Source organism: Epilithonimonas hungarica, assembly GCF_900102265.1.
Lineage (GTDB): Bacteria > Bacteroidota > Bacteroidia > Flavobacteriales > Weeksellaceae > Epilithonimonas > Epilithonimonas hungarica.
Genome location: NZ_FNBH01000001.1, coordinates 1,222,513 through 1,249,383 on the forward strand (window position 1 = coordinate 1,222,513; position 26,871 = coordinate 1,249,383).

The 26,871-nt window shown below is 35.6% G+C and carries 29 protein-coding genes; 19 read left to right on the forward strand and 10 right to left on the reverse strand.

The genetic code is table 11. From position 1 onward, the window contains the following. Nucleotides 1-67 precede the first annotated feature (67 nt). Genes pepE through BLT30_RS05640 form a run of 3 tightly spaced genes read left to right on the forward strand, consistent with a single transcriptional unit; the run spans nt 68 to nt 2,045 of the window. On the forward strand, nt 68-760 hold the full coding sequence (gene pepE / locus BLT30_RS05630; RefSeq protein WP_089872186.1) for a dipeptidase PepE: 693 nt from the start codon (nt 68-70) through the stop codon (nt 758-760). A 10-nt stretch (nt 761-770) separates the two neighbouring features. Continuing rightward, nucleotides 771-1,454 carry an XAC2610-related protein gene (locus BLT30_RS05635; RefSeq protein WP_089872188.1) on the forward strand — a complete coding sequence of 228 codons (684 nt, stop codon included), beginning with the start codon at nt 771-773 and terminating at the stop codon, nt 1,452-1,454. A 3-nt stretch (nt 1,455-1,457) separates the two neighbouring features. Continuing rightward, entirely contained in the window at nt 1,458-2,045 is a 588-nt protein-coding gene (locus BLT30_RS05640; protein ID WP_089872190.1) for an HD domain-containing protein, read from the forward strand. A 77-nt stretch (nt 2,046-2,122) separates the two neighbouring features. Here the strand turns inward: BLT30_RS05640 and secG are convergent, their stop codons facing one another. Further along, on the reverse strand, nt 2,123-2,446 hold the full coding sequence (secG, locus tag BLT30_RS05645) for a preprotein translocase subunit SecG (protein WP_089872192.1): 324 nt from the start codon (nt 2,444-2,446) through the stop codon (nt 2,123-2,125). Nucleotides 2,447-2,645: 199 nt separating this feature from the next. Here secG and BLT30_RS05650 point away from each other — a divergent pair, with 199 nt between their 5' ends. Further along, nucleotides 2,646-4,643, forward strand: coding sequence for a S9 family peptidase (locus tag BLT30_RS05650; RefSeq protein WP_089872193.1), 1,998 nt, complete (start codon nt 2,646-2,648; stop codon nt 4,641-4,643). A gap of 85 nt (nt 4,644-4,728) precedes the next feature. After that, a complete protein-coding gene (locus BLT30_RS05655; RefSeq protein WP_089872195.1) occupies nt 4,729-5,274 on the forward strand; it encodes a hypothetical protein in 546 nt (181 codons plus the stop codon). A 235-nt stretch (nt 5,275-5,509) separates the two neighbouring features. Here the strand turns inward: BLT30_RS05655 and BLT30_RS05660 are convergent, their stop codons facing one another. Next, entirely contained in the window at nt 5,510-6,376 is an 867-nt protein-coding gene (locus tag BLT30_RS05660; protein WP_089872197.1) for an aldose 1-epimerase family protein, read from the reverse strand. Between the two features lie 146 nt (nt 6,377-6,522). On the opposite strand from BLT30_RS05660, the gene BLT30_RS05665 reads away from it, so the two are divergent. The 3 genes from BLT30_RS05665 (at nt 6,523) to BLT30_RS05675 (ending at nt 10,522) form a co-directional block, all read left to right on the forward strand. Continuing rightward, a complete protein-coding gene (locus BLT30_RS05665; RefSeq protein WP_089872199.1) occupies nt 6,523-7,683 on the forward strand; it encodes a sensor histidine kinase in 1,161 nt (386 codons plus the stop codon). A 127-nt stretch (nt 7,684-7,810) separates the two neighbouring features. After that, nucleotides 7,811-9,160, forward strand: coding sequence for a DEAD/DEAH box helicase (locus tag BLT30_RS05670; protein WP_089872200.1), 1,350 nt, complete (start codon nt 7,811-7,813; stop codon nt 9,158-9,160). Between the two features lie 108 nt (nt 9,161-9,268). Then, entirely contained in the window at nt 9,269-10,522 is a 1,254-nt protein-coding gene (locus tag BLT30_RS05675; protein WP_089872202.1) for a T9SS type A sorting domain-containing protein, read from the forward strand. A gap of 97 nt (nt 10,523-10,619) precedes the next feature. On the opposite strand, the gene BLT30_RS05680 is transcribed toward BLT30_RS05675, so the two are convergent. The 4 genes from BLT30_RS05680 to BLT30_RS05695 all read right to left on the reverse strand — a co-directional run bounded on the left by BLT30_RS05680 (nt 10,620) and on the right by BLT30_RS05695 (nt 14,324). Then, entirely contained in the window at nt 10,620-11,357 is a 738-nt protein-coding gene (locus BLT30_RS05680) for a hypothetical protein (RefSeq protein WP_139166577.1), read from the reverse strand. A 167-nt stretch (nt 11,358-11,524) separates the two neighbouring features. Further along, a complete protein-coding gene (locus tag BLT30_RS05685) occupies nt 11,525-11,995 on the reverse strand; it encodes a lipocalin family protein (protein WP_139166578.1) in 471 nt (156 codons plus the stop codon). Between the two features lie 47 nt (nt 11,996-12,042). After that, nucleotides 12,043-13,353 (reverse strand): ABC transporter permease, encoded by a 1,311-nt coding sequence (locus BLT30_RS05690; protein ID WP_089872208.1) that lies wholly within the window; start codon nt 13,351-13,353, stop codon nt 12,043-12,045. Between the two features lie 65 nt (nt 13,354-13,418). Further along, entirely contained in the window at nt 13,419-14,324 is a 906-nt protein-coding gene (locus BLT30_RS05695) for an ABC transporter ATP-binding protein (protein WP_089872210.1), read from the reverse strand. 368 nt (nt 14,325-14,692) lie between these two features. On the opposite strand from BLT30_RS05695, the gene BLT30_RS05700 reads away from it, so the two are divergent. The 3 genes from BLT30_RS05700 to gloA2 all read left to right on the forward strand — a co-directional run bounded on the left by BLT30_RS05700 (nt 14,693) and on the right by gloA2 (nt 17,174). After that, nucleotides 14,693-15,748 carry a diphosphomevalonate decarboxylase gene (locus BLT30_RS05700; protein WP_089872211.1) on the forward strand — a complete coding sequence of 352 codons (1,056 nt, stop codon included), beginning with the start codon at nt 14,693-14,695 and terminating at the stop codon, nt 15,746-15,748. 174 nt (nt 15,749-15,922) lie between these two features. Then, nucleotides 15,923-16,795: a subclass B3 metallo-beta-lactamase gene (gene bla, locus BLT30_RS05705; protein ID WP_089872213.1), complete on the forward strand. Its 873-nt coding sequence runs from the start codon at nt 15,923-15,925 to the stop codon at nt 16,793-16,795. A 1-nt stretch (nt 16,796) separates the two neighbouring features. After that, nucleotides 16,797-17,174: an SMU1112c/YaeR family gloxylase I-like metalloprotein gene (gene gloA2 / locus BLT30_RS05710; RefSeq protein WP_089872215.1), complete on the forward strand. Its 378-nt coding sequence runs from the start codon at nt 16,797-16,799 to the stop codon at nt 17,172-17,174. Here the strand turns inward: gloA2 and BLT30_RS05715 are convergent. After that, nucleotides 17,171-17,554, reverse strand: a complete 384-nt coding sequence (locus BLT30_RS05715) for a DUF1634 domain-containing protein (protein ID WP_089872217.1) — start codon at nt 17,552-17,554, stop codon at nt 17,171-17,173. The genes gloA2 and BLT30_RS05715 overlap by 4 nt on opposite strands. Further along, on the reverse strand, nt 17,555-18,385 hold the full coding sequence (locus BLT30_RS05720; protein WP_089872219.1) for a sulfite exporter TauE/SafE family protein: 831 nt from the start codon (nt 18,383-18,385) through the stop codon (nt 17,555-17,557). 990 nt (nt 18,386-19,375) lie between these two features. On the opposite strand from BLT30_RS05720, the gene BLT30_RS05730 reads away from it, so the two are divergent. From BLT30_RS05730 to BLT30_RS05760, 7 genes are all read left to right on the forward strand, one after another. Next, nucleotides 19,376-19,807, forward strand: coding sequence for a helix-turn-helix transcriptional regulator (locus BLT30_RS05730; protein WP_139166579.1), 432 nt, complete (start codon nt 19,376-19,378; stop codon nt 19,805-19,807). A gap of 231 nt (nt 19,808-20,038) precedes the next feature. Continuing rightward, the gene (locus tag BLT30_RS05735; protein ID WP_089872225.1) at nt 20,039-20,644 is read left to right on the forward strand and encodes a hypothetical protein; all 606 of its coding nucleotides are present in this window, start codon (nt 20,039-20,041) and stop codon (nt 20,642-20,644) included. A gap of 11 nt (nt 20,645-20,655) precedes the next feature. Then, nucleotides 20,656-21,300 (forward strand): hypothetical protein, encoded by a 645-nt coding sequence (locus BLT30_RS05740; protein ID WP_089872227.1) that lies wholly within the window; start codon nt 20,656-20,658, stop codon nt 21,298-21,300. A gap of 10 nt (nt 21,301-21,310) precedes the next feature. Then, entirely contained in the window at nt 21,311-21,958 is a 648-nt protein-coding gene (locus BLT30_RS05745) for a hypothetical protein (protein WP_089872229.1), read from the forward strand. A gap of 287 nt (nt 21,959-22,245) precedes the next feature. Continuing rightward, on the forward strand, nt 22,246-22,692 hold the full coding sequence (locus tag BLT30_RS05750) for a nuclear transport factor 2 family protein (RefSeq protein ID WP_089872231.1): 447 nt from the start codon (nt 22,246-22,248) through the stop codon (nt 22,690-22,692). Nucleotides 22,693-22,730: 38 nt separating this feature from the next. After that, nucleotides 22,731-23,840, forward strand: a complete 1,110-nt coding sequence (locus tag BLT30_RS05755) for a 5-(carboxyamino)imidazole ribonucleotide synthase (protein ID WP_089872233.1) — start codon at nt 22,731-22,733, stop codon at nt 23,838-23,840. Between the two features lie 66 nt (nt 23,841-23,906). Then, entirely contained in the window at nt 23,907-24,440 is a 534-nt protein-coding gene (locus BLT30_RS05760) for a Riean_0653 family protein (RefSeq protein ID WP_089872236.1), read from the forward strand. A 287-nt stretch (nt 24,441-24,727) separates the two neighbouring features. Here BLT30_RS05760 and BLT30_RS05765 read toward each other — a convergent pair whose 3' ends face one another. Both BLT30_RS05765 and BLT30_RS05770 read right to left on the reverse strand, forming a co-directional pair. Next, nucleotides 24,728-25,228: a hypothetical protein gene (locus BLT30_RS05765; protein WP_089872239.1), complete on the reverse strand. Its 501-nt coding sequence runs from the start codon at nt 25,226-25,228 to the stop codon at nt 24,728-24,730. A gap of 52 nt (nt 25,229-25,280) precedes the next feature. Continuing rightward, nucleotides 25,281-26,198, reverse strand: a complete 918-nt coding sequence (locus BLT30_RS05770; RefSeq protein WP_089872933.1) for a DMT family transporter — start codon at nt 26,196-26,198, stop codon at nt 25,281-25,283. 95 nt (nt 26,199-26,293) lie between these two features. Here BLT30_RS05770 and purE point away from each other — a divergent pair, with 95 nt between their 5' ends. Next, a complete protein-coding gene (gene purE / locus BLT30_RS05775) occupies nt 26,294-26,797 on the forward strand; it encodes a 5-(carboxyamino)imidazole ribonucleotide mutase (RefSeq protein WP_089872241.1) in 504 nt (167 codons plus the stop codon). Nucleotides 26,798-26,871 lie beyond the last annotated feature (74 nt).

A 26,871-nucleotide genomic window follows, 5' to 3' on the forward strand; every position in this document is an offset into this window, starting at 1 on the left:
AACATCTGCGAAAAATTATCCCAATTAAAAAAACATTTCCCGAAATTTGAATCATCAAATATCAAATATGAACATCATCCTAGCATCCACATCCACACTCTTCGGAGAGCAATATCTGGAATACCTCAAACCGGAACTGGAAAAACTTTATAACGGGATCGACGAGATCATTTTCATCCCATTCGCCAGACCCGGCGGCATCTCCCATGAAGATTATACAACTAGAGCAAAGGACTTTTTCGCTACAATCAATATCAATGTCAAAGGCCTTCATAAGTTTGAAGATAAAATAGAGGCGATCAACTCTGCTCAAGGATTTTTCACAGGTGGAGGAAACACATTTCTTTTAGTAAAAACATTACACGAATTAAAATTAATGAAGGTATTGAAGGAAAATATAGAATCGGGAAAACCATATCTTGGTTGCAGCGCGGGAAGTAACATCGGTGGGATCAATATGAAGACGACGAATGATATGCCGATTGTCTATCCACCGAGCTTCGATTGTATGGGATTGGTTCCGTTTAACATTAACCCACATTATCTGGATTCCAATCCCGGGATCAGACACAATGGAGAAACCAGGGAAACCAGGATCAAAGAATTCCTTACTCAAAACGATATCAAAGTTATTGGACTCAGAGAGGGCAATTGGATCAGAAAGATAGATGATAAGATCACTGTAGAAGGGTCTGAGCTGACTAAAATCTTCGAAATAGGAAAAGAACCTTATGAAGTAGAATCAGGAACCGAATTATAAAACCAGGTCAATGAAAAAAATTATAGGATTTATATTAGTATCAATCGGTCAATTGTATTTGGCTCAAAGCCAATTCGAGATCAGGGATGGTTCAAAACAATTCGATGCAAGGATCACAGTCCAGAATTGTGAAGGCGATACTTGTAGCGGAGAAGGCGTCGTAGAATTAATTAATAAAAAATCGAAAAAAGTTTTCCAAACACTCAGATCGGATGACCTTTATTTTTATTTGAACGAAAATCAAAAGCCAAGCGTCAATGTTATCCAATTGTACAATGAGCAGAGTCCGCTGATCTTTGATGATTTCAATTTTGACGGAACAGAAGATATTGCTGTAAGGAACGGAAATCAAAGTGGTTATGGCGGACCTTCTTATGATATTTATGTTTACAATTCTACCAGGAAACAGTTTGTTCCTAGTGAAGAATTAACAGCCTTAGCCTACGAAAACCTCGGGATGTTCCAGACAGACCAAAAGCGCAAGCGCATCATCACTTTTGCAAAATCCGGTTGCTGCTGGCATATCACGACAGAATATGCTGTAATTCCCAAGAAGGGACTCCAGAAAGTCTATGAGTTTGAAGAAGATGCAATGGGCGGTGAATATGTGACGGTCACAACAAGAAATCTTATCAATAATAAATGGACAAGTAGATCAAAAAAATATAAGATCAAAGATTATTACAAAGATTAAAAAATGAAGATACAGAAAGAAATAGATTTCATCCTGGCTGTTGATGCCTTGAAAAATGTACAGAGAAGAAATTACAATGCAGACGATTCCCGAAGAGAAAATACAGCCGAGCACAGTTGGCAGATCATCATTCTGGCTCAGATTCTCTTTCCTTATGCGAAAAATAATACAGATATCAATTTATTAAGAGTTATGAGGATGTTGTCTATTCACGATTTAGTAGAGATCGATGCTGGCGACACTTTTCTATTTGATGAAGAAGGAATGAGAGGAAAATTCGAAAGAGAAAAACTCGCCGCCAAAAACATATTCGGAATTCTGGATGAGCCACTCTCTTCAGAATTTTATGATCTCTGGATCGAGTTTGAGGAAGAGAAAACCCCAGATGCCATTTTTGCCTGTGCTATTGATAGAATAATGCCATTCATTCTCAATGCCCATACTTCCGGAAAAAGCTGGACAGAAGCAGACGTCACCGAAAAACAAGTCAGGAATATGCTGGAAAATGCTATTTGTAGAGCCTCAGACGAGATGGAAGAATGTTTTCAACTGCTGATGAAAAAATGTTTTGATGAGAATAAATTTTCGTGAAAAAATAACAACATATAAGTAATAAAGGCTTCCAAATTTTTGGAAGCCTTATTGATATTTTAAAATAAAATTTTTATTTATTTCGCTGGAGTCTGTTTTACCGGAGCATTTTTAACAGGTGCTTCAGATTTCACTGGGGTAGGGATAGATGGTGCTACTTGCGATGGTTTTCCTGTAAGGATGATGCTTAGGAAAATCAAAACCACAATTGTAGAACCCAATGTCCAAGTTGCTTTTTCCATAAAATCGTTGGTTCTCTGAACTCCGAAATTAGCTGCAGAAGCACCCCCGAAAGTTCCTGAAAGCCCGCCTCCTTTTGGATTTTGCGCCATGATGATGATAACTAATAAAATGCTAGCAATGATAATCAGGATCATAAACAGCGTAAATATTGTGCTCATAGTATTGTCTTAATAAGAATTTTGAAGCGCAAATATATGGATTTAAATCAATAACAGAAAACTTATTTTTTGATAAATTTCACGACATTAGTTTTGTTGTTGGGCGATTTTAAATAGATGAAATGTCTCATTGTTACAATTACGACAATATTTAATACCTTCGTCCGAGTTTTATTCAAAATCAATTACTTATTATATAATGAAATTAAAAAAGATTCTTGCTGTAGCCATTGCAGCGCCTTTTATGATGAATGCACAACAGGTAATGACACCGGAAATAATGTGGACGCTCAATCGTCTTGGTGTTCAGTCCGTTTCACCGGATAATTCTTCTCTGATCTACAAAATAAGCAAAACAGACCTTAAAACAGAAAAATCAAATTCCGAGGCTTTTTGGCTTGATATTGCCGGAAGGTCTACCAAAATTGATTTAGGAAAGAAAAGTCTGATCCAATGGGATAATAATGGCATTTACGCCTTAGAAAATAATAAGGTCTTATTGTCAAAGGATTCAGGGAAAACTTGGGCAGAATTCTATGACATTGGTGAAGTTGATAATATCGTGATCTCTCCGGACGGCAAAAAGATAGCTTTCAGCAAAGCGGTCCAGGTAGAAAATCTTCTCGGAAAAGATAAATACAAAGATTTACCAAAAACGACGGCTCAAATCTACACAGACCTTAATCATCGTCATTGGGATGCCTGGAACGAGGGTTCTTATAATCACGTATTTGTATATGATATAACAAGACCTGCAGAACTTCCAAAAGATCTGTTGGAAGGCAAAGCATTTGATTCGCCTCAGAAACCATTTGGTGGAGCAGAAGATTTTGTCTGGAGCCCGGATTCCTCAGAGTTACTCTATGTGACGAAAGCAAGGTCAGGTGCAGAATATGCTCAAAGTACCAACACAGATATTTTCGCATACAATCTGGCTTCCGGTAAAACCACAAATCTGACGGAAGGAATGATGGGTTATGATGTCAATCCAAAATTCAGTAATGATGGGAAATTCCTGCTTTGGAACTCGATGGAAAGAGATGGTTATGAAGCAGACAAAAATGATATCGTAATTATGGATTGGAAATCCAAAGCAAAAACCAATCTGACAAAAGCCTGGGACGAAAGCATGACGGGCGATGTAAAATGGGCTTCGGACTCCAAATTAATTTATTTCACTTCGGCTTTCAGAGGGACAAAACAATTGTTCTCTGTTGATGTTAAAAACAAAACGGTAAAACAAATCACAAAAGGCGATTTTGATATTAATGATGTTGTTTTGGAAAACAAAGGCAAACTTTGGGTTACAAAAACCGACATCAATCATAACGCGGATTTATTTGAAGTTGATTTGAAAAGTTCAGCTTTGAAACAGATTACTGACATTAATAAAGAAAATTATTCCAAATTAGTCGCAGGAAAATCTGAACTGAAAATGGTAAAAACAACGGACGGAAAAGAAATGGGCGTTTGGTTCCATTATCCGCCGAACTTTGACCCGAATAAAAAATATCCGACTTTGGTTTATTGCCAAGGCGGACCACAGTCTGGATTGACACAATTTTTCTCCACAAGATGGAATTTCGCTTTGATGGCTGCTAACGGTTATATCGTAGTGGCACCAAACAGAAGAGGAATGCCGGGTTGGGGTGTGAAATGGAACGAAGAGATCAGTGGCGATTGGGGTGGACAACCAATTAAAGATTATTTGTCTGCAACTGACTTTGCGAAAACTTTACCTTATGTGGATGCAAACAGAGTAGCGGCTGTAGGTGCAAGTTACGGTGGATATTCCGTGTTTATGCTGGCTGGCGTTCATGAAAACAGATTCAAGACTTTTATCGCGCACGACGGATTATTTGATATGAAATCCTGGTACGGAACGACTGAGGAACTTTGGTTTGCCAATTGGGATCTGGGTGGAAGTTACTGGCAAAAACCAACTCCGAAAGCTTATTCAGAATTCAATCCGAGCAATTTTGTGGACAAATGGAACAAGCCAATTATGGTTATCCAAGGCGGAATAGATTTCCGAGTTCCTTACGAGCAAGGTCAGGAAGCTTTCCAAGCAGCAAAATTGAAAGGTCTGAAAACAAAGTTCCTTTACTTCCCGAACGAAAATCACTGGGTTTTACATCCGCAAAACGGTTTGGTTTGGCAGAGAGAATTCTTTGATTGGCTGAAGGAAACTTTGTAATGAATAATTAAAACGAATAATTAAATTGCAGTTGAAATTTTTCAGCTGCAATTTTTTATTTTAGCTGAATATAAAAAACACAAATATGAAAATTTTATTACCAATGATGCTCATAGGAACATTGATGAATGCACAGGTTTCTAATGTCGTAAGAAACCCAGATTCTTACAAAAATTTCCCTTATGAAGGAACAAGGATTATTCAAGTTGATGAAGCCAATTCTCCTGACAATGAGGACAATGTTTTCATTTTTTCTAAAATCGAGAAAGGTGCGAAACCCGATAAAATGACGTTTCAGAGATTTACCAAAGTTGGTGGCGATTGGAAAGTGGTTGCCAAAAAACAGATCAATTATGACGGCATCATCAGCGCTTGGGGACAACGCAAAGCTTTTGCGGATTATGACAAAGACAAGAGCATCGATGCGCTATTCATTTATTCTTTGAACGATTATGATTTCAAACAAAAATCCGTTCATCTGATTTTTTCTAAGAACGATAAACTTTATGAGATTTCAACTTCTGCAGAAAGTGGTTACACAAAGGATGTTTATTCCGATAATTTCAAAACTTTGCCAGAAAGTATCAAAAGTGAAATTTTAGACTATTGGAACAAGTTGGATAAGGAATAAGATTATTTGGGCAGCTTAATCCGCCTGTAGTTTATCCTGAGCGGAGTCGAAGGGCTCCCAATCTTTTTTGCAGAACATTTCACATTAAATAGAACTTTAAGGTTGGCAAAAAAGGATTTCCGCTCAAGTCGGGCTGCAGATTCAGTGTAAAAGAGATATAAATAACAAAACAGTATTTTGCCATTCCGTAGGAATCTCAACAGTCATAGATTCATACGGAATGACAATATTGCTTTTACTCAATCTCAACAGCCCAATCTGCTATCCAGTCTTCATTCTTCTCCAATTTCACAATTCCAAATTTCACAATCAATTCCTGATTATGGTTTTCCAGATCTGCAATTCCTTGCCAGGGCTCCAAACAAACAAAATCCGCATTTTTCGCAGCCCAAATCCCGAAGTAAGGAAAGTTTGAAAAAGTGAAAATAACTTTGTGATTGTTTTGTTTGTTTCTCAAAACCAATTCCTGACTTTTCATCGTTGTCATTACTAAAGCATCTTTTGAAAATAATTCGTAAGACAATGAAAGCGTTTTATTATCAAGTTCGATGGTTTGAGTTTCGTTACTGATGAGGTTATCAATCAACGGATGGATTTCCAGTTTTTCATCATCAGAAAAAGCAATTTCGTAATCATTGTAATTCAAACCATTCTTTGTGTCAATGGCAAATCCCGGATGTGCACCAAGAGAAAAATGCATCTCCTTTTCCGAAAGGTTTTTAACTTGATAAGAAACCGTCAGTTTTTTCTCAACCAAAGTGTATATGATTTCCAAACTGAATTCGAAAGGATAGATTTTTAAAGATTCTTCATCAGATTTTAATTCAAAAATAACTTCGTTTTCAGAAGACTCTTTCAATGTAAAAATTCGTCTTCTTGCAAAACCGTGGCGAGGCAACTCATAAGTTTGGCCTTCAAAAATATATTGTTCATCTTTCAAAGCACCAACTATTGGGAAAAGAACCGGACTTATTCCGCCCCAGAAATCTGGATTTCCTTCCCACATTATTTCTTTTCCCGTTTTGAGATTGATAAGGGAAGCCAACTCTGCTCCAAGCTCATTAAATGTCGCTTTCAGTTTTGTATTTTGAATCGTAATCATTGTCTTTAATTAGTAAAAATCAAATACAAATATGAATAATAAATCAATAAAATTTATAAAAACAACAATAAATCTGTCATCTAAAATCTGTCATCTCTCATCTAAGTTTTACAATAAATTCCTAAATTGCCGTTTTATAAGCATTAATGAAAGGACTTAATTTTCTGAAACGTATCAATAGCTGGGTCGTGTATATTGTATTGACCTCGATTGTTGCAGGAATTATTATTTCCTCCAATTTCTTGATCCAGCATCTTAGAAGTAAGGAAACCGAAAGAATCAAATCTCTGGCGACTGCGATGCGTTATCTTCAGGATAGCGATGTAGACCCGAGATTCAATGAGCTGGCGCTTTATGTCATTAGTGAAAATGAAGATTTGCCAATTATTCTAACCAACAAAAAAAGGGAAGTTTTAGAAAGCAGAGGTATTTCGGAAGATATTTTAGCCGACAAGTCCAAACTGAAAACTAAAATGTCCGAAATGGAAAGCAAATATCCGCCTTTTGAGATTCAGTTGCCTGATTTTAACAACCAATATTTGTATTACGATAATTCTGATTTGATGAATTATCTGCGTTATTATCCTTTTTTGCTGGCACTTTTCATTTCACTTTATCTCGTTTTTTCCTTTTGGTTTTTACGATTGTTGAAGAAAACCGACGAAGGTTTTGTTTGGGCAGGTTTGGCTAAGGAAACGGCCCATCAGATTGGAACACCCCTTTCATCGATGATTGGATGGGTTGAGATCATGAAGCTCGAAGATGAAAATGGATTGGGTGTAAAAGAACTGGAAATGGATGTCGACCGACTGAAAACCATTTCGGAACGTTTCTCGAAAATCGGTTCGATCCCTACACTTAATGATTTTGATATCAGTGAAACGGTTCAGCAAAATTATGATTATCTGAAATCCAGAATTTCCACCAAAGTCGAATTTACTTTGAGAAAAACTTACGAACCGGTTCTTGTTCCTCACAGCCGAATCCTGATGAGCTGGGTTATCGAAAACCTTGTGAAAAATGCGGTTGATGCGATGAAAGGCGAGGGAAAATTAGAAATGTCACTTTACAAAAAAAACAAAAGTATTTATATAGATGTCGCCGATACTGGAAGCGGAATGACAAAACAACAAATCCGGAATGCCTTCAAACCAGGATTTTCTACCAAGAAAAGAGGTTGGGGATTGGGACTTTCTTTAACAAAAAGAGTTGTGACAGAATATCATAAGGGCGATGTGAAAATTGCGCAATCCGAGGTTGGCAAGGGAACGACTTTTAGAATTGTTTTGAGGGAAAAGCAGAAATGATTATTTGATCAAATTCATCGCTTCAAATAAAATAAATAATAAATTGGGATAAGTCGTGCTGCGTGAGATCCAACTCTTATAAAAAAGATATTGAAAAGCTTGATTTCAAAATCCATATCTTTGCAAAATGAAAACCACTTTTGCAGACTTCGATTTACCGGAAAAGATTCTGGACGTTTTAGCAGACCTCAATCTTTTTGAACCAACACCTATTCAGGAAAAAAGCATCAGCCCGATACTTTCTGGACGTGATGTAATGGGAATTGCCCAAACCGGAACGGGAAAAACTTTGGCCTATCTGCTTCCTGTTCTTAAAAATTGGAAATATAACAAATCCGGAAACCCTACAGTTTTGGTTCTGGTTCCTACAAGAGAATTGGTAGTTCAGGTAACGGAAGTTTTAACGACGCTGACACAAAATCTTACTGCAAGAGTGATCGGGATCTACGGTGGAAAAAACATCAATACACAGAAATTGTTATTCAAAGATGGTTGTGATATTTTGGTGGGAACGCCTGGTAGAGTAATGGATTTAGCGATTGATAATGCAATCTCATTGAAAGAAGTTGGCAAATTGATCATCGATGAATTTGATGAAATGCTGAATCTTGGTTTCCGTCCGCAACTGACCCATATCTTTGAAATGATGAAGGAAAAAAGGCAAAATATCCTTTTTTCCGCAACAATGACCGATGCGGTAGATGCTTTGCTGAACGAATATTTCGCCGGTCCAATCGAGATCTCTTTGGCAAGGTCGGGAACACCTTTGGAGAAGATTGCACAGTCTGCAGTTCCGGTTGAGAATTTCAACACGAAACTGAATCTCTTGATCCATCTTCTGAAAACAGAAATAGATTTAGAAAAAATCCTGATTTTTGCTAATAATAAGAAACATGCAGATCTGATCTTCGAAAAACTAAATGTAGAATTTCCAGACCAGTTTGGTGTAATCCATTCGAATAAATCCCAGAATTTCCGTTTGAGAGTGATGCAGGAATTCAGCAATGAAGAACTACGTGGCGTGATCACAACAGATATTATGGCGAGAGGTCTTGATATTCCGGATATTTCGCACGTTTTCAATTTCGAAGTACCGGAAGTGCCGGAGCAATATATTCACAGAATTGGTAGAACCGGACGAGCGGATAAAGAAGGGATTTCCATCACTTTCTTTACTAAAAAAGAAGAAGCTCAACTTCTTGACATCGAACTATTGATGGACAAGGAAATCAAAAAAACCGAATTCCCGGAAGCCGTGACAATCTCTAAAGTAAAAATTGCTTCTGAACAGGATGAGGTTAAAATGAAATTCTTAACGACCGCAAAACTCAACGAAGGAGAATCCGCTTTCCACGAGAAAAAAGATAAGAACAAGAAGATCAATCTTGGCGGGCCAAGCAAACGAAAAGCACCTAAAAAGTTTGGAGTGAATAGAGCACAGCAAAAACAGAAATCGATCTCTAAGAGAAAGAAATAAATTGAAAGAGAATCGGTTATGGTTATCTTTTTTTATATTTATAATAATTTATCAGAGAATGCTTCAATATGAATTACATTTTTATTATTTTTATGAAAACTAATTCCAATGAAAACATTTTTGACTGCGATTTTATTGCTAATTTTCCATTTCAATAGCAATGCACAATGGATAGAGCTTAATGTTGGCAACACTGCTGCCACTAATTTCACAGACGTTTATGCCATTACATCAGACATTGTAATAGTTGTAGGTACCAATGGAACCATAATTAAAACAACAGATGGTGGTGTAACCTGGCAACAGAAAAATTCTGGCACGACTCAAAATCTAGGAAAAATTCAATTCCCTAAATCAGATATTGGCTATGTAGTTGAAGGTGGCGGAAAATTACTTAAAACAATTGACGGCGGTGAAACGTGGTTGTCAATTCCCATTACTGTAGAAAATATCAACTCGGTATATTCTTTATCGTGTGTCAACGAAAATCTCATTTTCCTATCCTGCGTTGATTCCAATTCTAAAACTGTTTTACTTAAAAGTAGCAATGGAGGTGGTTCCTGGGAAACGGTTAATGGAAATGATGAACAAGCAAAATTCTATGATATACAGTTTTTTAATGAAGAAATAGGCTATGCGACAAGTAATTATATTCCTTATACTAACTTAAATAAAATTTTAAAAACACAAGATGGTGGTAAGAACTGGTTTGAAATTATTGAACCTTATTACTCTCCATTTAATTTTATAAATAAAGATATAGGTTTTTATTATACTAATGGTTTTTATAAAACAACAGATGGAGGCGACAATTTTGAAATATTAGGTTATGGTTCTATACATAATGTGACAAGCATATTTGCCATCAATGAAAATACAGTTTGGGGTATTTTTGATGAACAAACTATGTGCGGATGTGGCCAGCGAGGTCTGGTAAGAATGACCTACAGTTCTGAAAATGGATACAAGGAATATCTACAAATTATGAGTGCTTATATTTCATCCATCTATTTCAGCAATGTCAAAGTGGGATATGCGGTTGGTGTGGAAAATTCAAAAGCAAAGGTATGGAAGAATACGCAAGCTGATTTGACTTTGGATGCCAAGGAAGGTGAACTCAAAAATTCAATAAGCATTTATCCAAATCCTGCATCGGATAAAATTACAATTTCTCTAAACAATCAACCATTAAAAGAATCCTTTGTCAGTATTATTGATATGACAGGAAAAGTTGTTTATTCTCAAAATATTAACAATGCTAACAAACTAACTATTGATGTTCGAGGTTTCTCTAAAGGGAATTATATTGTTACAATCCAAAATCAAAAACAAAATCATTCTCAAAAAATTATAATTAAATAAAACTTGATTTTGAATGATAAGAGCAAGAAAAATTAAATAACTTAAAAGGTCTCAGAAAACTCTGAGGTCTTTTAAGTTATTTCAAATGTTATCTAAGCTATAATTTAGTAGATTTCTTAATGATTTTAGGAAGATTACCGTCAAGATCTTTCATCAATTCTTCTAATGCACTTTCACACATAGGAAGAATTTTGTCTGGAGACATTACAGGGATTCCGCCAACCATAACTCCAGTTTTTTTAGAATCTGCACTTTCATTGATAACCCAGACTTTGTTTCCGTTTTTGTCATATAATGCAATTCTTGCAAAAGCCTTCATTTTAATAGTTGCCATTCCACCAATACCAAATCCTTTTTTCAGAGAGAAGTAGATTTCTGTGAATAATACACCGTCTGCCTGATCTTTAAAAATATTAGCAACACCTACTTCGTTTGCTTTACCATTGAAGCCTTCATAGATATATTTGTAGTCTTTGTAAACGCTGTAATTTTTTAGGTCTTCTTCAGTTTTAGCATATTTTGGCGAAAAATCTTTGTATTGCTGATTAGAAGTTACTTCATTCTCTGGTAATAATTTGAAAGGGAATTTAGAAGCGTAATCATTGAAAAAAGCATTGTGGTATTTTTCTAAAATAGGATTAAGATTGAATTTTGGATTATCTCTTAGATTAAGAATGTTATTAATAAGTTCTTCACTGCCAAGACCCAACTCTTTATAATCAATCATTCTGTTGGAATAGAAAGACACTACAGCTACTTTTTTGTCTTGAGAAAATACTCTCATCGAAAGACTTAAAAATAAAATAATTGCTAAAAAAGATTTAAAATGTTTCATAATTTAATTTGTTTATATGTTTTCTGTTATTGTTTGTTTTTAATTTAGCTAAACTATTAAAAAAATATAATTTGTGGAAGTCATATCTGAAATTATTGAAAAATCATTTTTTCAATAACCCCAATTAATAAACAAACGCCTCAGAATTTTCTGAGGCGTCTTTAGTCTTATTGTTTAGTATATATTCTCAGTATTTTATCTGGAATTCCGTCAGAATTGTGGTCCATATTTTCATCGACAAGAATTTGCATTTCTGTTTTGTCAAGAGAATGAACCTTTATAATTTCTTGAGTTAAACCATCTATTTTGTAAGTTATCGTTTTGGCTTCTTCATTATAGCTATAATCCATTTCTTCATAAAAACTAGTGTTTCCACATTCCCCAGTTTGTGGATCACGGAAATATTCTCCAATGAACTTTCCATTATTTTTATAATTATAATTCGATTTTCTAATGCAATCCGTATCAGGAATAGTATTTGAAGAAATAATGGAACCATCTTTTCCGGAGATAGTTCTATAATCAATGGTTTTCCAAGTTCCAACAATCAAAGATTCTGATTTCTCTTCATCATCGTCATCTTTCCGACAAGAAATAATAAACAATGAAGCCAAAGCAAATAAGATAAGTTTTTTCACAGTATTAATTTTCCACAAATAAAATGAAAATTTTTCAATGAAGAAAATCAACTCCTGATCCACTTCCAGATCTCCTTCAAAGTCGCTTTATTTCCATACATAAGAATTCCAACTCGATAGATTTTCGCGGCAATATAAACCATCAGTAGAGTAGAAGCGATCAATAGGAAAATCGATAACAGAATCTCCCAAAGCGGCACACCAAACGGGATTCTCGCAATCATCGCAACAGGCGAAGTAAACGGGATAATTGACAGCCAAAAGGCCATCGGTCCGTCGGGATTATTCATGATCGTAAAGCTTCCATAAAGCCCAAGCATCAAAGGAACAATTGCAAACATCGTGAACTGCTGAGTTTCTGTTTCATTATCAACCGCACTTCCAATCGCTGCATACATCGAGCTGTAAAAGATGTATCCAAACAAAAAGAAAAATACAAAAACGGCAATGATTCCTACATAATTCATATCCAGAAGAATATGGGAAACTTCGGTTGCTATTTGCTGGAAATCCAGGTTTTTCATCAGTTCTTCCTGTCCTGCCGGAATATTTTTCTGCATTGCTGCGAATCCTGTATTAAGGAAAAATGCAGCCGTCACAGACATCGCGATCCAGATGATAAACTGGGTCAAAGCCACCAAAGTCACGCCTAGGATTTTTCCCATCATCAGTTCAAATGGTTTAACAGATGAGATGATGATTTCCACAACACGGTTGTTTTTTTCTTCTAGAACGCTTCGCATTACACGAACGCCGTAAATAATGATGAACATAAAAACCACATACATCAATCCGAAACTCAACGCCGTTTTGATTCCGAAGGCAAGGTCACTTTCCGGCCGGTCGCTTTCCGTTACATTCTGAGAAATGATTTTGAAACTCTTATCAAGATTCACGATTCTGTCTTCCGAAATTCCAAGCATTTTGATTTTTTCCTTTTTCAAGATTTCGCTCAAGTCTCTGGAAACAGCAGATTTAGTATCAACACCAATTTTCTTATTCGTCAACAATTTTGTTCCACTTTCCAATGCATCAAAATTTTTGTCTTTCAATTCAGGGACAATAAGTATTCCGTCTGAACCTTTCAGCTCTTTCAGGTTTTTAACGAGTGAACTTTCTGTGTTGGTCGGAACAAAAGTATAAGTAATATCTTTTGTCGATCTCAATTGACCAGCGAAGATCCCGCTTTTGTCAACCACTTCAAATTTGTATTCCGCTTCATTGGCTTTGAACATAAAACCAATCAACGCACCGAATCCAATAATCATCAGCGGAGCCAAAAGTGTAAGAATAATAAAAGATTTTTTCTTGACCTGCGTCAGAAATTCTCTTTTCGTTATAAGGAATATATTTTTCATTCTTGTTGTAAAAAGTAAAATGTATTAAGTAAAAAGTAAATCATTTATCGATTATCATTTATCAATTATGATTTCACTGCATTAATGAAAACCTCATTCATACTCGGGATTTTCTCGTTGAAGGTTCGTATTGTTCCGGTTTTCAGGAGGTCTTGCAAAAGAATGTTTTGATTTTCGGTATTCTTCAACTCAAAATTGAATAAACCATTGGCAGTTCCAATATTTTCGATTTGATATTTTCTTGTTAATTCCTCCAGATTTTCAGAGTTCACATCCGATAAAACCACAGAGAAAACGTTTTGCTTAAACTGCTCACGAACATCAAAAACTTTTCCGTCCAAAACCTTCTTAGAATTGTTGATGAGCGCTACAAAATCACACATTTCCTCCACACTTTCCATTCGGTGCGTTGATAAGATGATGGTCGTTCCCTCATTTTTCAACCGGATGATCTGGTCTTTGATAAGGTTTGCATTCACGGGGTCAAAACCAGAAAAAGGTTCATCCAGAATCAACAATTTCGGGCGGTGCAAAACCGTCACCACAAACTGGATTTTCTGCGCCATTCCTTTTGAAAGTTCACTCAGTTTTTTCTTCCACCATTGGTCGATGTTCAGTTGTTCAAACCAGAATTTCGCCTGCGAAAGCGCTTCCTGTCGGGACATTCCTTTTAATTCACCAAAATACAGAAGCTGGTCGCCCACCGTCATATTCTTGTAAAGTCCGCGTTCCTCCGGCATATAACCGATGTTTTGGATGTGTTCCGGATTCAGTTCTTTGCCATCGATCCAAACCTTGCCTTCATCTGCCTGCGTAATTTGGTTGATGATTCGGATAAACGACGTTTTTCCTGCGCCATTCGGACCCAAAAGTCCATAAACACTTGCAGTAGGAACTTCAATCGAGAAATCCTGAAGTGCAATTTTTTTCCCGGCGTTATATGTTTTTTTAATATTTTCTGCTCTCAGCATACAGATGTTTTTAATTTTTAGGAGCAACAAGATTTGTCCTTCTATTCACTTTTTCAACCCGCTTTCCGTTGCAATCTTTTTCTTTTTTCTGAAAAAAGAAAAAGGATTTCCACTACAATCGGGGCTATGTTGAGGTTTTATCTTTCTTTTCAACGATTTTTAAACCTCACAAAATTAGTTTAAAAAAGACAAAAATGTTACAGAATATGAAGTTCAAAATATGATATTAATTCTTTGATGAGCGTCAGCGTCTTTGAGAACCTTAAAAATGTTTGCAATAAGTTCAAAAAATCTTTGCGGACTTTGCGTTCAAAATTCCCATAAACAACTATTTTATTTTAAATTTGCCAAAGCCAAAAGCCAAACCTATGACTCAAGAATTTTTGGGAAATTCCCAATTCCAGATATCCAATCAACTCGTCTCCTCAAGCTGTCCCTCTAATATTGCACTCATCAAATATTGGGGAAAATACGAAAATCAGATTCCTGCCAATCCAAGTATCAGCTATACTTTGAACCATTGCAGAACCAATACAACGATGCAGTTTATTGCTGAAGGAGAATTTTCCGTTCAGACTTTTCTTTCAGGAAACGAAGAACAAAAATTCGCTGAGAAAATCGAAAAGTATTTCAAAAATATCGAGCAATATCTACCTTGGATTCTAAAAGGAAAATACATCATCAAAACTGAAAATACGTTTCCGCACAGTTCAGGAATTGCAAGTTCAGCTTCAGGTTTCGGAGCGATTGCTAAATGTTTGATGAACCTAGATAATATTTTCTCAGGAAATTCATACACCGATTTTAAAACAAAAAAAGCAAGCTTTTTGGCAAGACTGGGAAGCGGAAGTGCTTGCAGAAGTCTTTATGAGGGTTTGGTGGTTTGGGGAAAAACTGAAGAAGTGGAAGGAAGTTCGGATTTATTCGCTGTTCAATATCCGGATGAGGAAATCCATCCGATTTTCAAAAACTTCAACGATTGGGTTTTGCTGATTCACGAAGGTCAGAAATCGGTTTCTTCAACTGTTGGTCACGGCTTGATGAATACCAATCCTTATGCAGAAAGACGTTTCCAAGAAGCACACGAGAATTTTACCAAACTGAAAACGATTCTTTCATCAGGTGATATGGAAGGTTTCATCAAATTGGTTGAACACGAAGCATTGACACTTCACGCAATGATGATGATGAGCGAACCTGCTTTTATCCTGATGCAGACTGGAACTTTGCAGGTAATTAATAAGATTTGGGATTTCAGAAGAATTACGGGCTTGTCTTTGTTTTTCACTTTAGACGCTGGAGCTAATGTTCATTTGCTTTTTCCAAATGATATTGACAACGACAGAATCACAGATTTCATCAAAACAGAATTGATTCCATTGACGCAGAAAGGTGGAGTAGTGAAAGATGTGATGAGGTTTTAGAAAAGTCGGAAGCTGGATGTCGAAAGCCAGAAGTAAAAATATGCTGTAACAATAAACAGCATTTTGTCATTCCGTAGGAATCTCAACAGTCTTGATTGATTTGGTCGAACCACTTCGTTAGGTTTCATACGGAATGACAAAATAATGGTTATTAATTATTCTTAAAATTAAAAAATGAAAAACCTTACACTTATATTTCTATTAATCCTTTCCTTTTTTGGAAATGCGCAAACCGTAACCGAACCAAAAAACAATCCTGAAAAATGGTCTCAGTCTTATGAGCCGTTCAGAATTGTCGGGAATTTGTATTATGTCGGAACTTACGATTTGGCCTCATATCTCATCGTCACAAGTAAGGGAAATATCCTTATCAATACAGGTTTAGCAGATTCTTATCCTCAAATCAAAGCAAACATTGAAAAGTTAGGATTCAAATATAAAGACATCAAAATCCTGACCCTGACCCAAGCACATTTCGACCATATGGGAGCAATGGCTGATATTAAAAAAGAAACGGGCGCAAAACTCTATGTTGACGAAGCCGAATTAGCCGAACTGAGATCCGGTGGAAAATCTGACTACGAATTAGGGAAGTATGGAGTGACTTTCAAGCCATTGAATCCAGATTTTCTTTTGAAAAATAATGACAAAATCAAATTAGGAAATACGACTTTGACTTTGCTTCATCATCCTGGACACACAAAAGGTTCCTGCAGTTTTATCTTTGAAACCAAAGATAACGACAGAGCTTACAAAGTTTTGATTGCTAATATGCCGTCCATCATCATCGACCACAAATTCTCTGATGTTCACACTTATCCCAATATGCAAAAAGATTATGCCTATACTTTTGATGCAATGAAAAAACTGGATTTTGATGTTTGGATTGCTTCCCACGCAAGCCAGTTTGATTTGCACGAGAAGCGTAAAACTGGAGATGCTTATAATCCAAAATTGTTTATGGATAAAGAGAATTACTTCAAACAACTGAAAGAATTGGAAGATGATTATTTGGAGAAATTGAAAGAGGAATCAAAAGAAAAATAAAATGCAAATCCATCACATCGCCATTATTTGTTCTGATTATGAAGTTTCCAAAAAATTCTACACAGAAGTTTTAGGACTCAACATCATTCGTGAAGTTTATCGTGAAGAGCGACAGTCTTACAAACTAGATTTAGCAATCGGAGATCATTATGTCATCGAACTATTTTCTTTCCCTGATCCTCCATCCCGACCTTCAAGACCGGAAAGTTGCGGACTTCGCCATTTGGCTTTTTCAGTGGATAATGTCGAAGAAAAACGAAATGAATTAATATCAAAAGGTTTGGATTGCGAAGAAATCAGAATCGATGAATTTACTGATAAAAAATTCTTTTTCACTTCAGACCCGGATGATTTGCCTTTGGAATTTTATGAGAATTAATGTGCATACCCGGTTAAGAAACTAACAACCATAATCACAAGAACGATTGTAGAAATCACAACATAAACATAATCTTTCTCCTTCAAATATCCGATCAAAGCAAAGATGATCCTTACTAATGGCGTCAAGATCAGAAGCAAGATACCCAGTTGGATAATTGCCATTCCTTCACCTTTACAAAGCGAATCCCAGAAACTTCCCCAAACTTTTTCTGACGAACTTCCCATATCCAAAAGCTTATATTTTGGCATTTTAAAACCTTCCAAGAAAAGTTTGACAAACCCGATCAAAGAAGTAACAACGGAAAGAATTACACCCAATCTCAGAAGATTTCCAACTGAACGGTTAAGGTCAACATCTGTAAATGGTCTTGTTCTCATTTAGCTGAAATTTTTGGCAATACCATTATACATCATATAGATCGAAAGAATTGTGATCACGATTGCGAAGAAAACTTTCAGTTTTTTCGTTTTGGAGATCATCAAAGTTTTGGAACCGATAAAACTCCCGACAACTACACCAATCAAAACCGGGGCAGCAATCACGGGAATGATCTGCCCTCTTTGGAAATAGATCAAAGCGCCTGCAACAGCAGTTACCCCAATCATAAAGTTACTTGTCGTAGTTGAAACCTTGAATGGTAATTTCATCATATTATCCATTGCCAATACTTTCAAAGCTCCGGAACCAATGCCTAAAAGTCCAGACATTGCGCCTGCAAAAACCATCATACAGAATCCTCCAATACTGTTTTTCGCTGCGTAATTTTTGACACCGTCTTTGTCGGGGAAAGTTCCGTAGAGTTTCAGTTTGTGCTCTAGACTTCCTTTGATCAATTCCTCCTGATGGTCAGGCTTTCCTCTCAGATTCAATAAAACTGTCAAGATCAAGATACTTGCGAAGATAATTCCGATTGTATTTGGATTCAGAAATCCTGAGACTAATGCACCGGTTACGGCACCAGCAGTAGTTGCAATTTCCAGAAACATCCCGATTCGCATATTTGTAAAACCTTCCTTCACAAAGGCAACCGCAGCACCGGAAGAGGTTCCGATAACGGAGATAAGAGAAGCGCCAATCGCGTAATGCATCGGAACGCCAAAACCTAGTGTAAGAAGAGGAATAATGATGACACCGCCACCCAGACCTGTAAGAGAACCCATCAATCCGGCAGCAATTGCTCCAATAAAGAGAATTATGATTTCTGACATCCCGCAAATATAGAAAGGATTATTTGTGTACACAAAAAAACTAGTAATTATTGTTTGTGTAGTATTTTTAGATAAATTTATCTATTTTATGGTATTATAAAATGCTTTAGTATTGTGCTAAATAACAATAATAATTTATTTTTATTTTTTTTAAATTATTGAATAAGGTTTTAGAAAAAATGAATGTCTGGCTTCATAAATATGACGATTTTCTTTGATCATAGAGATCAAGACAATTTTTGATCTAAATAAAAAATTAATTAATTAAAAACCATGATACTCTTAAATATGTGAATTTATTGATAATCATCTAATGTCTATTATTTAATGTTTTCATTATTACTGTTTTATATATAAACAAGAGGTTTTCTTTTGGTAAAAAAATAATATTGAGTACCTGTATGGTATTTATGTGGTATGTGCTTTTTTTTATGGTGATTTATGATTCTATTTCTTTGTGTTGCTTTCAAAAATTGAAATAGTGAGAAGCTTGATGGTATTTATGTGGTATGTACTTTTCTGTAATGATTTATTTAAATATTACGTTTTATCTGTTTCTATTCTCGATGTAGAAAATGAGATCACTTCAGCGTTTTCTGAGATGTCTTTTCAGAAATGCAACTCCCACCTCAGCTTTTTTCAAAAAAGGTCAAATGTATTTACACATCATTTGTCTATGGTATTATTGATAATTTCCAAATTATTTTTGAGTGGTATATGGCCCCCTTAGTCGTGAGAATATTTTCAAACAAATGGACACTTATGATTCAATAATATATCATTAAGATATGCCCGCGATTGGATAGCAGCCGGTCAAAAACAAAATAAAGAGAGTTACAGATAATTGTAAAAATTTGAACGGTTGCTATCTCGATCTGATTCCCAATATTATAAGATGAAAAATAGATTCCTTGTTTTTTACTTGTGATGTTCAAGCTTGTGGAATAACACTTTCGTTCGAATAATATAATACGTGAAAAAATAAAAGAAATGATAGTATCTATCGCCATACTTTTGATAGCCATAATAATCATTTTGATATTTGTTTTAAAAAAAATCAGATATACTGAATTCAAAATAAATGAAGTAATGCAGGATGTTGTTTTGTCTCAAGATGTACTTAGTGTAGATTCTTATGAAGAAATAATCTCTCTTGCAAGGGATAATTCTTCGGAATTTTTATTCAGATTCAAGGAATATTATCCAAGTTTTATCGATAAACTTCTGGAAATAGAACCAAAGCTAAAAACATCTGAACTGACTTTTTGTGCTTATCTGAAGCTGAATTTTTCTACAAAAGATATTGCTACTTATACATTTGTAACGCCAAAGGCTGTGCAAAATCGCAAAAACAGAATACGGAAAAAACTTAGTATAGATTCTAATATAGATATTTACGTCTGGTTCAACAATATTAAATGATTGATTGCTATTAGGTTTTACGTTGCTAGGGTATTAATGTGGTATCTGTTTGGTACCTGTTTTTTCCTAATTAGAGAGTTTAATTTATTCCTTTGTGCTCAAATTATATATAAAGATGAGTCTGTAAGACTTATTATATATTAAAAATTCCGTATTAAAGTTTTTTATTGAATCTAAAAATTTCCAATGTAATAATATAAGTATACAGTATAATTCTAAAAACACACAAAATTGAAAAAAAAAATTTTTTTACTGCTTTTTGCATTATCATTTCTTGATTCAAATGCACAGGTAGGTATTAATACGCCTTCGCCAAGAACTGACCTTGATGTCAATGGTAGTTTCAAGTCTGATAATATTATTGCCGGTACTATAGATGGGCTGACTTTGGAAGAAAAAGACAGATATTTGTTGCTGACTCAAGATGTTTCCAATAATGGGATTAAAAGAATAGACCCCAGAGTGCCCGGAGCACCAGGTATAGCGACTATTGCAACTTATAAATTGCAGAATGCCAGTGGAGATTGGGTTGAAAGATTTAATACAAAAATTAACACTACGGATTACTCTCTTGTGATTTTATCCGCCTATTTTGATAGAGATATCTATTTAGGTAGTTCAGGTATTCTCTCATTGCCATCTTTTGGGGTGATAGATTTCAACGGTTTCTGGAATTTATATGCCGATTATTCACAAATGTCTTCACAGACCAATGGAACATGGACGTTTGTTTGCGCAATATATCCTAAGACATATGTGAAAATTTTTGGAGAAAGAGTTCGTCCTTTAGGTAATACTTCTTCAGGAACTGAATCTACCCCAATCCTGAATCCTTAAACAAAAAACACATGAAAAAAAAATTATCAATAATTTCTCTGGCTTTATCTGGAGCATTATTTTCACAAAATATAGGAATAAACACAAATGCTCCTACAGAAGCTTTAGATGTTAATGGAAGTGTGGCAATCGGCACATCTGTATTTGTAGATCCGAATAATTACACAGCCAGCCCTCAAGGTTTTGATATCCTTGGTACCGACCCTCAATCAGCCATCGTAAATGGTAAAATTTTTAAAGTAGAAACACTTTATACACCAATAATCATACAGCCGTATTCGGTGTCGAATATTTACAGAGATGATCTTAATGACCTTAATCTGCAAATTCCTTCAGACAAATATACGGTATTGATCACTAATTTTGAAGCTATTCCAAGTACGTCTAATATTAATGAGCCAAACAACGGAGTTTATTCCAACACGAATATGAAGGGACGTTTTGTTATCAGAACTTTTGAATCCGGGGGTAGTTGGCATGTCAATATAGGATATCCCAGTTTGAGTACACAATATACTAGTGCAAGATACACCTATAATTTTGATGTGATTCTTTTATCCAAAAGATTTTATAAAGTTTTGGACGAGTCGGTTACAACATATGACCTAAACGGGGCAACATCCGGCGAAGCAGCTGCTCCACCAAGTGGAATTTAAAAACATAATGATGAAAAAAAATATAACAACAATTGCAATTTTGCTTTTTTTGACGGTTAAAGCACAAGTAGGTATCAATAAGCCTAATCCTACGGAAATGCTAGATGTTAATGGGAATATGAAATTTTCAAATATATTGTACTTGGAAAATCCAGGGGTTTATCTTGGTTCATCTTCTAATTCTTACCTTATTGTAAAGGATAATGGAAGCCAGGTCATAAAAAGATATGTTCCGGAAACATCTGATTACAGTGCTATCAACACTGTGAACTATACATTCACTGGGGTCAACTTTACAGGATTGACAAATTATGACACAGGTATACCGTCCTCCAATTATTATTTGACAATTGGTGGATATATCATACGGGGAGGTGGTAATAGTTCTAATGTATCCATTAGTGGAAGCAACGTTAATATTCCTTTATATTCTGCCAGAGCCTTTATACAAGGTGGTACGTGGAGATTGAAGTTTCTCCCCAACCATAGCCGTACTTTTACGGTGCCGGACAGTCAAAATCCAAAAAATGTTGATATAAAACTCAACATAATTGTATATAGGCGGGATATGCTTACAACAGTGAATCCTGTTATAAATTATAATATGAACGCAAATGTAGCCGGTACAGGAACATCACCTCAACCTGATAAACTATAGTTCCTGCTATTAGCAATAGATATTATCAAAACAACTAGCAATGTTCTTTAAGTTCATTGCTAGGTCTTTTTTAGAAAGGAATTACACTGACTATATACCTTCAAAAAATTTAATGTCCCTTTGAAAGATTAAGTCCGGATCCAACCAATAAAGTAGAAACTTCACTCTATTAAAACGATGATAGATACTACATCAATATTTAAATAGAGCTTTTAATCATAAAAAAATAGAAGAATCTTTATTATTAAAACATTTTGAATATTTTTGTTCAACTTATTATAAAGATTTTGAAAAGTATCTATATCCTAGTTTTATCATTGGCATTTTTCCCAAATTTTTCAGCTCAAAAATCTGACGAAGAATCTATTAAATCAACAGTTGATCAGTTGTTTAACGGAATGAGAACTTCGGATTCTGTATTGATCAAAAAATCATTTCATAAGAATGCTGTATTGCAGACCATCACAAAAACAGCTGAAGTTAAAAATGAAAGCATCAATGATTTTGCATTAAGTATTTCCAAAGCCGAAAAAGGAAGTCTGGATGAGAGAATCACTTTCTCGAATATCCTGATCGACGGAAATCTGGCTTCTGTTTGGACACCTTATGAGTTTTATTACAAAGGACAGTTTTCACATTGTGGTGTCAATTCTTTCCAATTGGTAAAATCGAATGACGAATGGAAAATCCAATACATTATTGATACGAGAAGAAAGGATAATTGTAAAAAGTAAATAAATCTAAAAAATAAAAGAAAGTAAAAAAGTAAATTATGAAAATCGGAATTTTAGGAGGGGGACAATTGGGAAGAATGTTCATTCAGGAAGCATTAAAATATGATGATGAATTCTATGTTCTCGACCCAAATTCAGAATGTTCCTGTGCCAGCATTTCTCATTTTACAAGAGGGGATTTCAATGACTATGATACCGTTTTGGAATTCGGAAGAGACAAAGATGTGGTGACGATTGAAATAGAACATGTTAGTGCAGATGCGCTTGAAGAACTGGAAAATCAAGGTGTAAAAGTAGTTCCGAATTCTAAAATCATCAAAATCATTCAACAGAAGATCCTTCAGAAAAAATTCTATGAAGAAAACAGAATTCCGTCCCCAGAATTTGAAATTATGGATGGAAGTGAGGATGATATCAAAATCCAGATTCCTTTCGTTCAAAAACTGAATACAGGCGGTTACGACGGAAAAGGTGTTCAGTTGATTCGTTCAGATCAGGATTGGAAAAACCTTTGGACTCAGGAATCTGTTTTGGAAAATCTAGTGGATATAGACAAAGAATTATCAGTGATTGTTGCTAAAAACGATAACGGAGAAACCAAAACTTTTCCCGTGACAGAAATGGTTGCTGACCCCAAACTGAATCTCCTCGATTTTAATATTTGCCCGGCTGATATTTCTGAGGAAACTCAGAAACAAATTGATGTGATTGCTGATCAATTTATCAAAAGCGCAGATTCTGCAGGACTTTTCGCTATCGAATTGTTCCTTGATAAAAATGGGAAAGTTTGGGTGAATGAAACGGCACCGAGACTCCATAACTCAGGACATCAATCGCAGGAAGGAAATGCGAATTCCCAATTCGAGCAATTTTACAGAGTTGTTAAAAATTTACCTTTGGCAGATACGGACAACTTCGGGTTCTCAGGAATGCTGAATCTTGTCGGCGAGGAAAATTATTCAGGAAAAGTGAAATATCAAGGTTTGGAAGAGGTTTTGAAACTCCCAAAAACCTATGTTCATCTTTACGGTAAAACTGAAACAAAGCCTGGAAGAAAAATGGGTCATATCAATGTTCTGGCAGATTCCAGAGAAGAATTGATGGAGAAATTAATTCACATCAAATCCTTGGTGAAAGTTATAGCATAAGAATTTGTTAATAAATAAAAAATTGTTTAATTCAAGGCGTCTTAATAACCACGAAATTATACCTTTATGAAAAATTTACTTTTTTTTACCCTGTTATCAATAGGCCTTCTTTCTTCTTGTAAAGATGATGAGCAGGATCAAAATGTATTACCAGAAGCAACGCAATCCGGTAAAAACACTGCCGGTGCACTGATAAATGGCAAAGTTTGGGTAGCTACTACAAAAAAGCTAAACAGCAATAACGACGGTACATATTGCGAAAAATTGAATGAGAACTATCTAATTAAATTAGATTTAAGAAAAAATCCCGACAGATACACTGAATCTATTTACCTAATTGTATCGATCCCCAATTTAGAGATTAACCAAACTTATGAGGTTATTAATCAAACACCTGACGATGGTTACAATTATGCAACCTATATTAGTAATGATAAAGTTAGTTACTCATCAAATCCAAATAACTCCGGTAGAATAAAAATAACGAGACTTGATCTTCAAAATCAGATCGTTTCTGGAACATTTGAATTCAAAGCCAAAGATAGCAATGGGAATATTGTTACCATAACAGAAGGACGTTTTGATAAAAAATTCGATTAAAAATTAAATTAAAAAAATAATCTATGAAAACAAAATTATATTTTTGACAGCATTCATTACTGTCAAATTTCTATTTGCAATCAACAATTTGCATTACAACAACCAACTAATTCTACCATAGAATCTAAACTTTTTATTGCTTTTTGTAAATATAATCAATTTTCAGAAAGCAATCAAAATATCAGAATTTTCAGTATTTGAATTACATGATAGGACAATAACAAAAATTATCACAATATAATAAGCAAAAAACGGTCAGAAAGTTCTGACCGTTTTTTACTTTAAAATTATTTTGCCTTGGCTTTTTCCAAAGCGTTGTTATAAGCATCCTTTGCATCATCAGTAGCTTTTTTTGTAGCTTCTTTGGCATCTTGAGTTGTTTTGTTAATAGCCTGCTTTGTGTCTTTCGCTGCTTCTTTGATGTCTTGTTTGGCATCTTGTGCAGCCACTTTTGTCTTGTCAACGGCATTATCAACGCCTTTTTTCACATCCTGAGCCGCATTTCCCACAGCTGTTTTTGCGTTGTTCCAAGCCATATTAGCATCTTCTAGCGCTTTTCTCGCAGTAGCTTCAGCTTCTTTATCACCTTTTTTGATGGCCGCATCCAAGTCAGCTTGTGCTTTGTCCACTGCAGCTTTGGCATCAGCCTCGGTCAGAGTTTTGGTTTCGGTTGTTACCACAGCAACCGTGTCTTTGTTTTCGTCTGTAACGACCGTTTGCTCTTTTTTTGTACAAGAGGTTGCGAATAATAATACAGCTGCGGAAGCTGTTACAAAAATTTTTTTCATAAAAAGATTATTTATAATGTGTTTAATTGAATTGTAATAAATATAATAATTTTTATCGTTTCAAATATTTCTGCATCAATTTAAATTTCAACATCCCCGGTTTGTAATTAATGATAAAGACCCCACCGATAATGCAGGCTGTTGCAATAATGAATTTAGCAGAGATAACTTCACCCAGAATCAGCCAGCTTAGGAAAATACTGATGATCGTATTAACATAAGACAAAATGGAGACCTGCGTCGGAAGCAATGTCTTCAGCAGATAGTGATATGAGAAAAAAGCAATCACCGAGCCAAAAATAGCCAAATAGATAATTGCGGAAATACTTTTTACAGACCAGGTTGAAACATCGATCGTTTCTGAAAAAGAAAATGCAAAGATCAGCTGTACAATTCCTGCGAACGCAAATTGGTAAAAGAGATTCAGGAAGAGATTGTTGTTCCCTACATTTATTTTCTTCGTATAGATCGTTCCCAATCCCCAACACATCAATGCGATAATAAGAATGAGCAATCCCAATCGATAGTCAGGATTCATCAGGTCATTAATGCCGTCCCAGAAGATGAAGATCACACCGAAAAATCCCATTAGTAAACCAATCATTGTACGAAAAGTAAATTTTTCCATTCCGATGACCATACTCGCAATGAAAATAAAAACTGGCGAAAGTGCACTGATCAATGAGGTCAGACTACTCGTGAGATTTTCTTCGGCAACTGTGGTCAGTCCATTTGCGCCGACCAGCATCAGTGAAGAAAGCGTACTCTGGATCCTGAGATTTTTCCATCCGATCCATTTCAGGTTTTTGGTGTAAATCAAAATTGGAAGTAGGATTAAGGCTGCTAAAAACTGACGAAATCCCGCGACAAACCAAGGCGGAACAGTTTCCACTCCGATTTTGATGCCGAGAAAGGTCGTGCCCCAAACGATAGCGACGATGCAGATTGCAATAATGGTTTTTGAACTCAAAGCTTTACTTGAAAAAAGAATTAAAGCCAAAGGTATTCCAAAAACTCCGATTTTACCTATAAATTTTTATCTTTGAACATCTAATAAAAAATGAAATGGTCGGAATAATAATGGGCAGTCAAAGCGATTTGCCAATAATGCAACAAGCTGCTGATTTTCTAAGATCTCTGGAAATCCCTTACGAGTTGACAGTCGTTTCTGCACATAGAACGCCGGAACGTATGTTCGATTACGCAAAAACAGCAAAAGAACGGGGACTGAAAGTTATCATCGCAGGAGCTGGAGGAGCTGCCCATCTTCCGGGGATGGTTGCCAGTTGTACCACTTTGCCTGTGATTGGCGTTCCGATTTTGTCCAGCAATTCTATCGACGGCTGGGATTCTGTTTTGTCGATTCTTCAGATGCCTTCCGGGATTCCTGTCGCTACCGTTGCCTTAAATGGCGCTGCCAATGCCGGAATTCTCGCTGCAAAAATCATTGGAACTTCTGATTCACAAGTCTCAGAGAGATTACAAAAATATCAGGATTCATTGAAAGATAAAGTACTTGGAACTGTTGAGGAAATCAAGAAACAACATCCAAATCAGTTTGATAAATAGAATTATTTTGGCAGCTTGATCCGTCTTCCGCTCCCAATCTTTTCACACCACTACGTTGCGTAAAAAGGATTTCC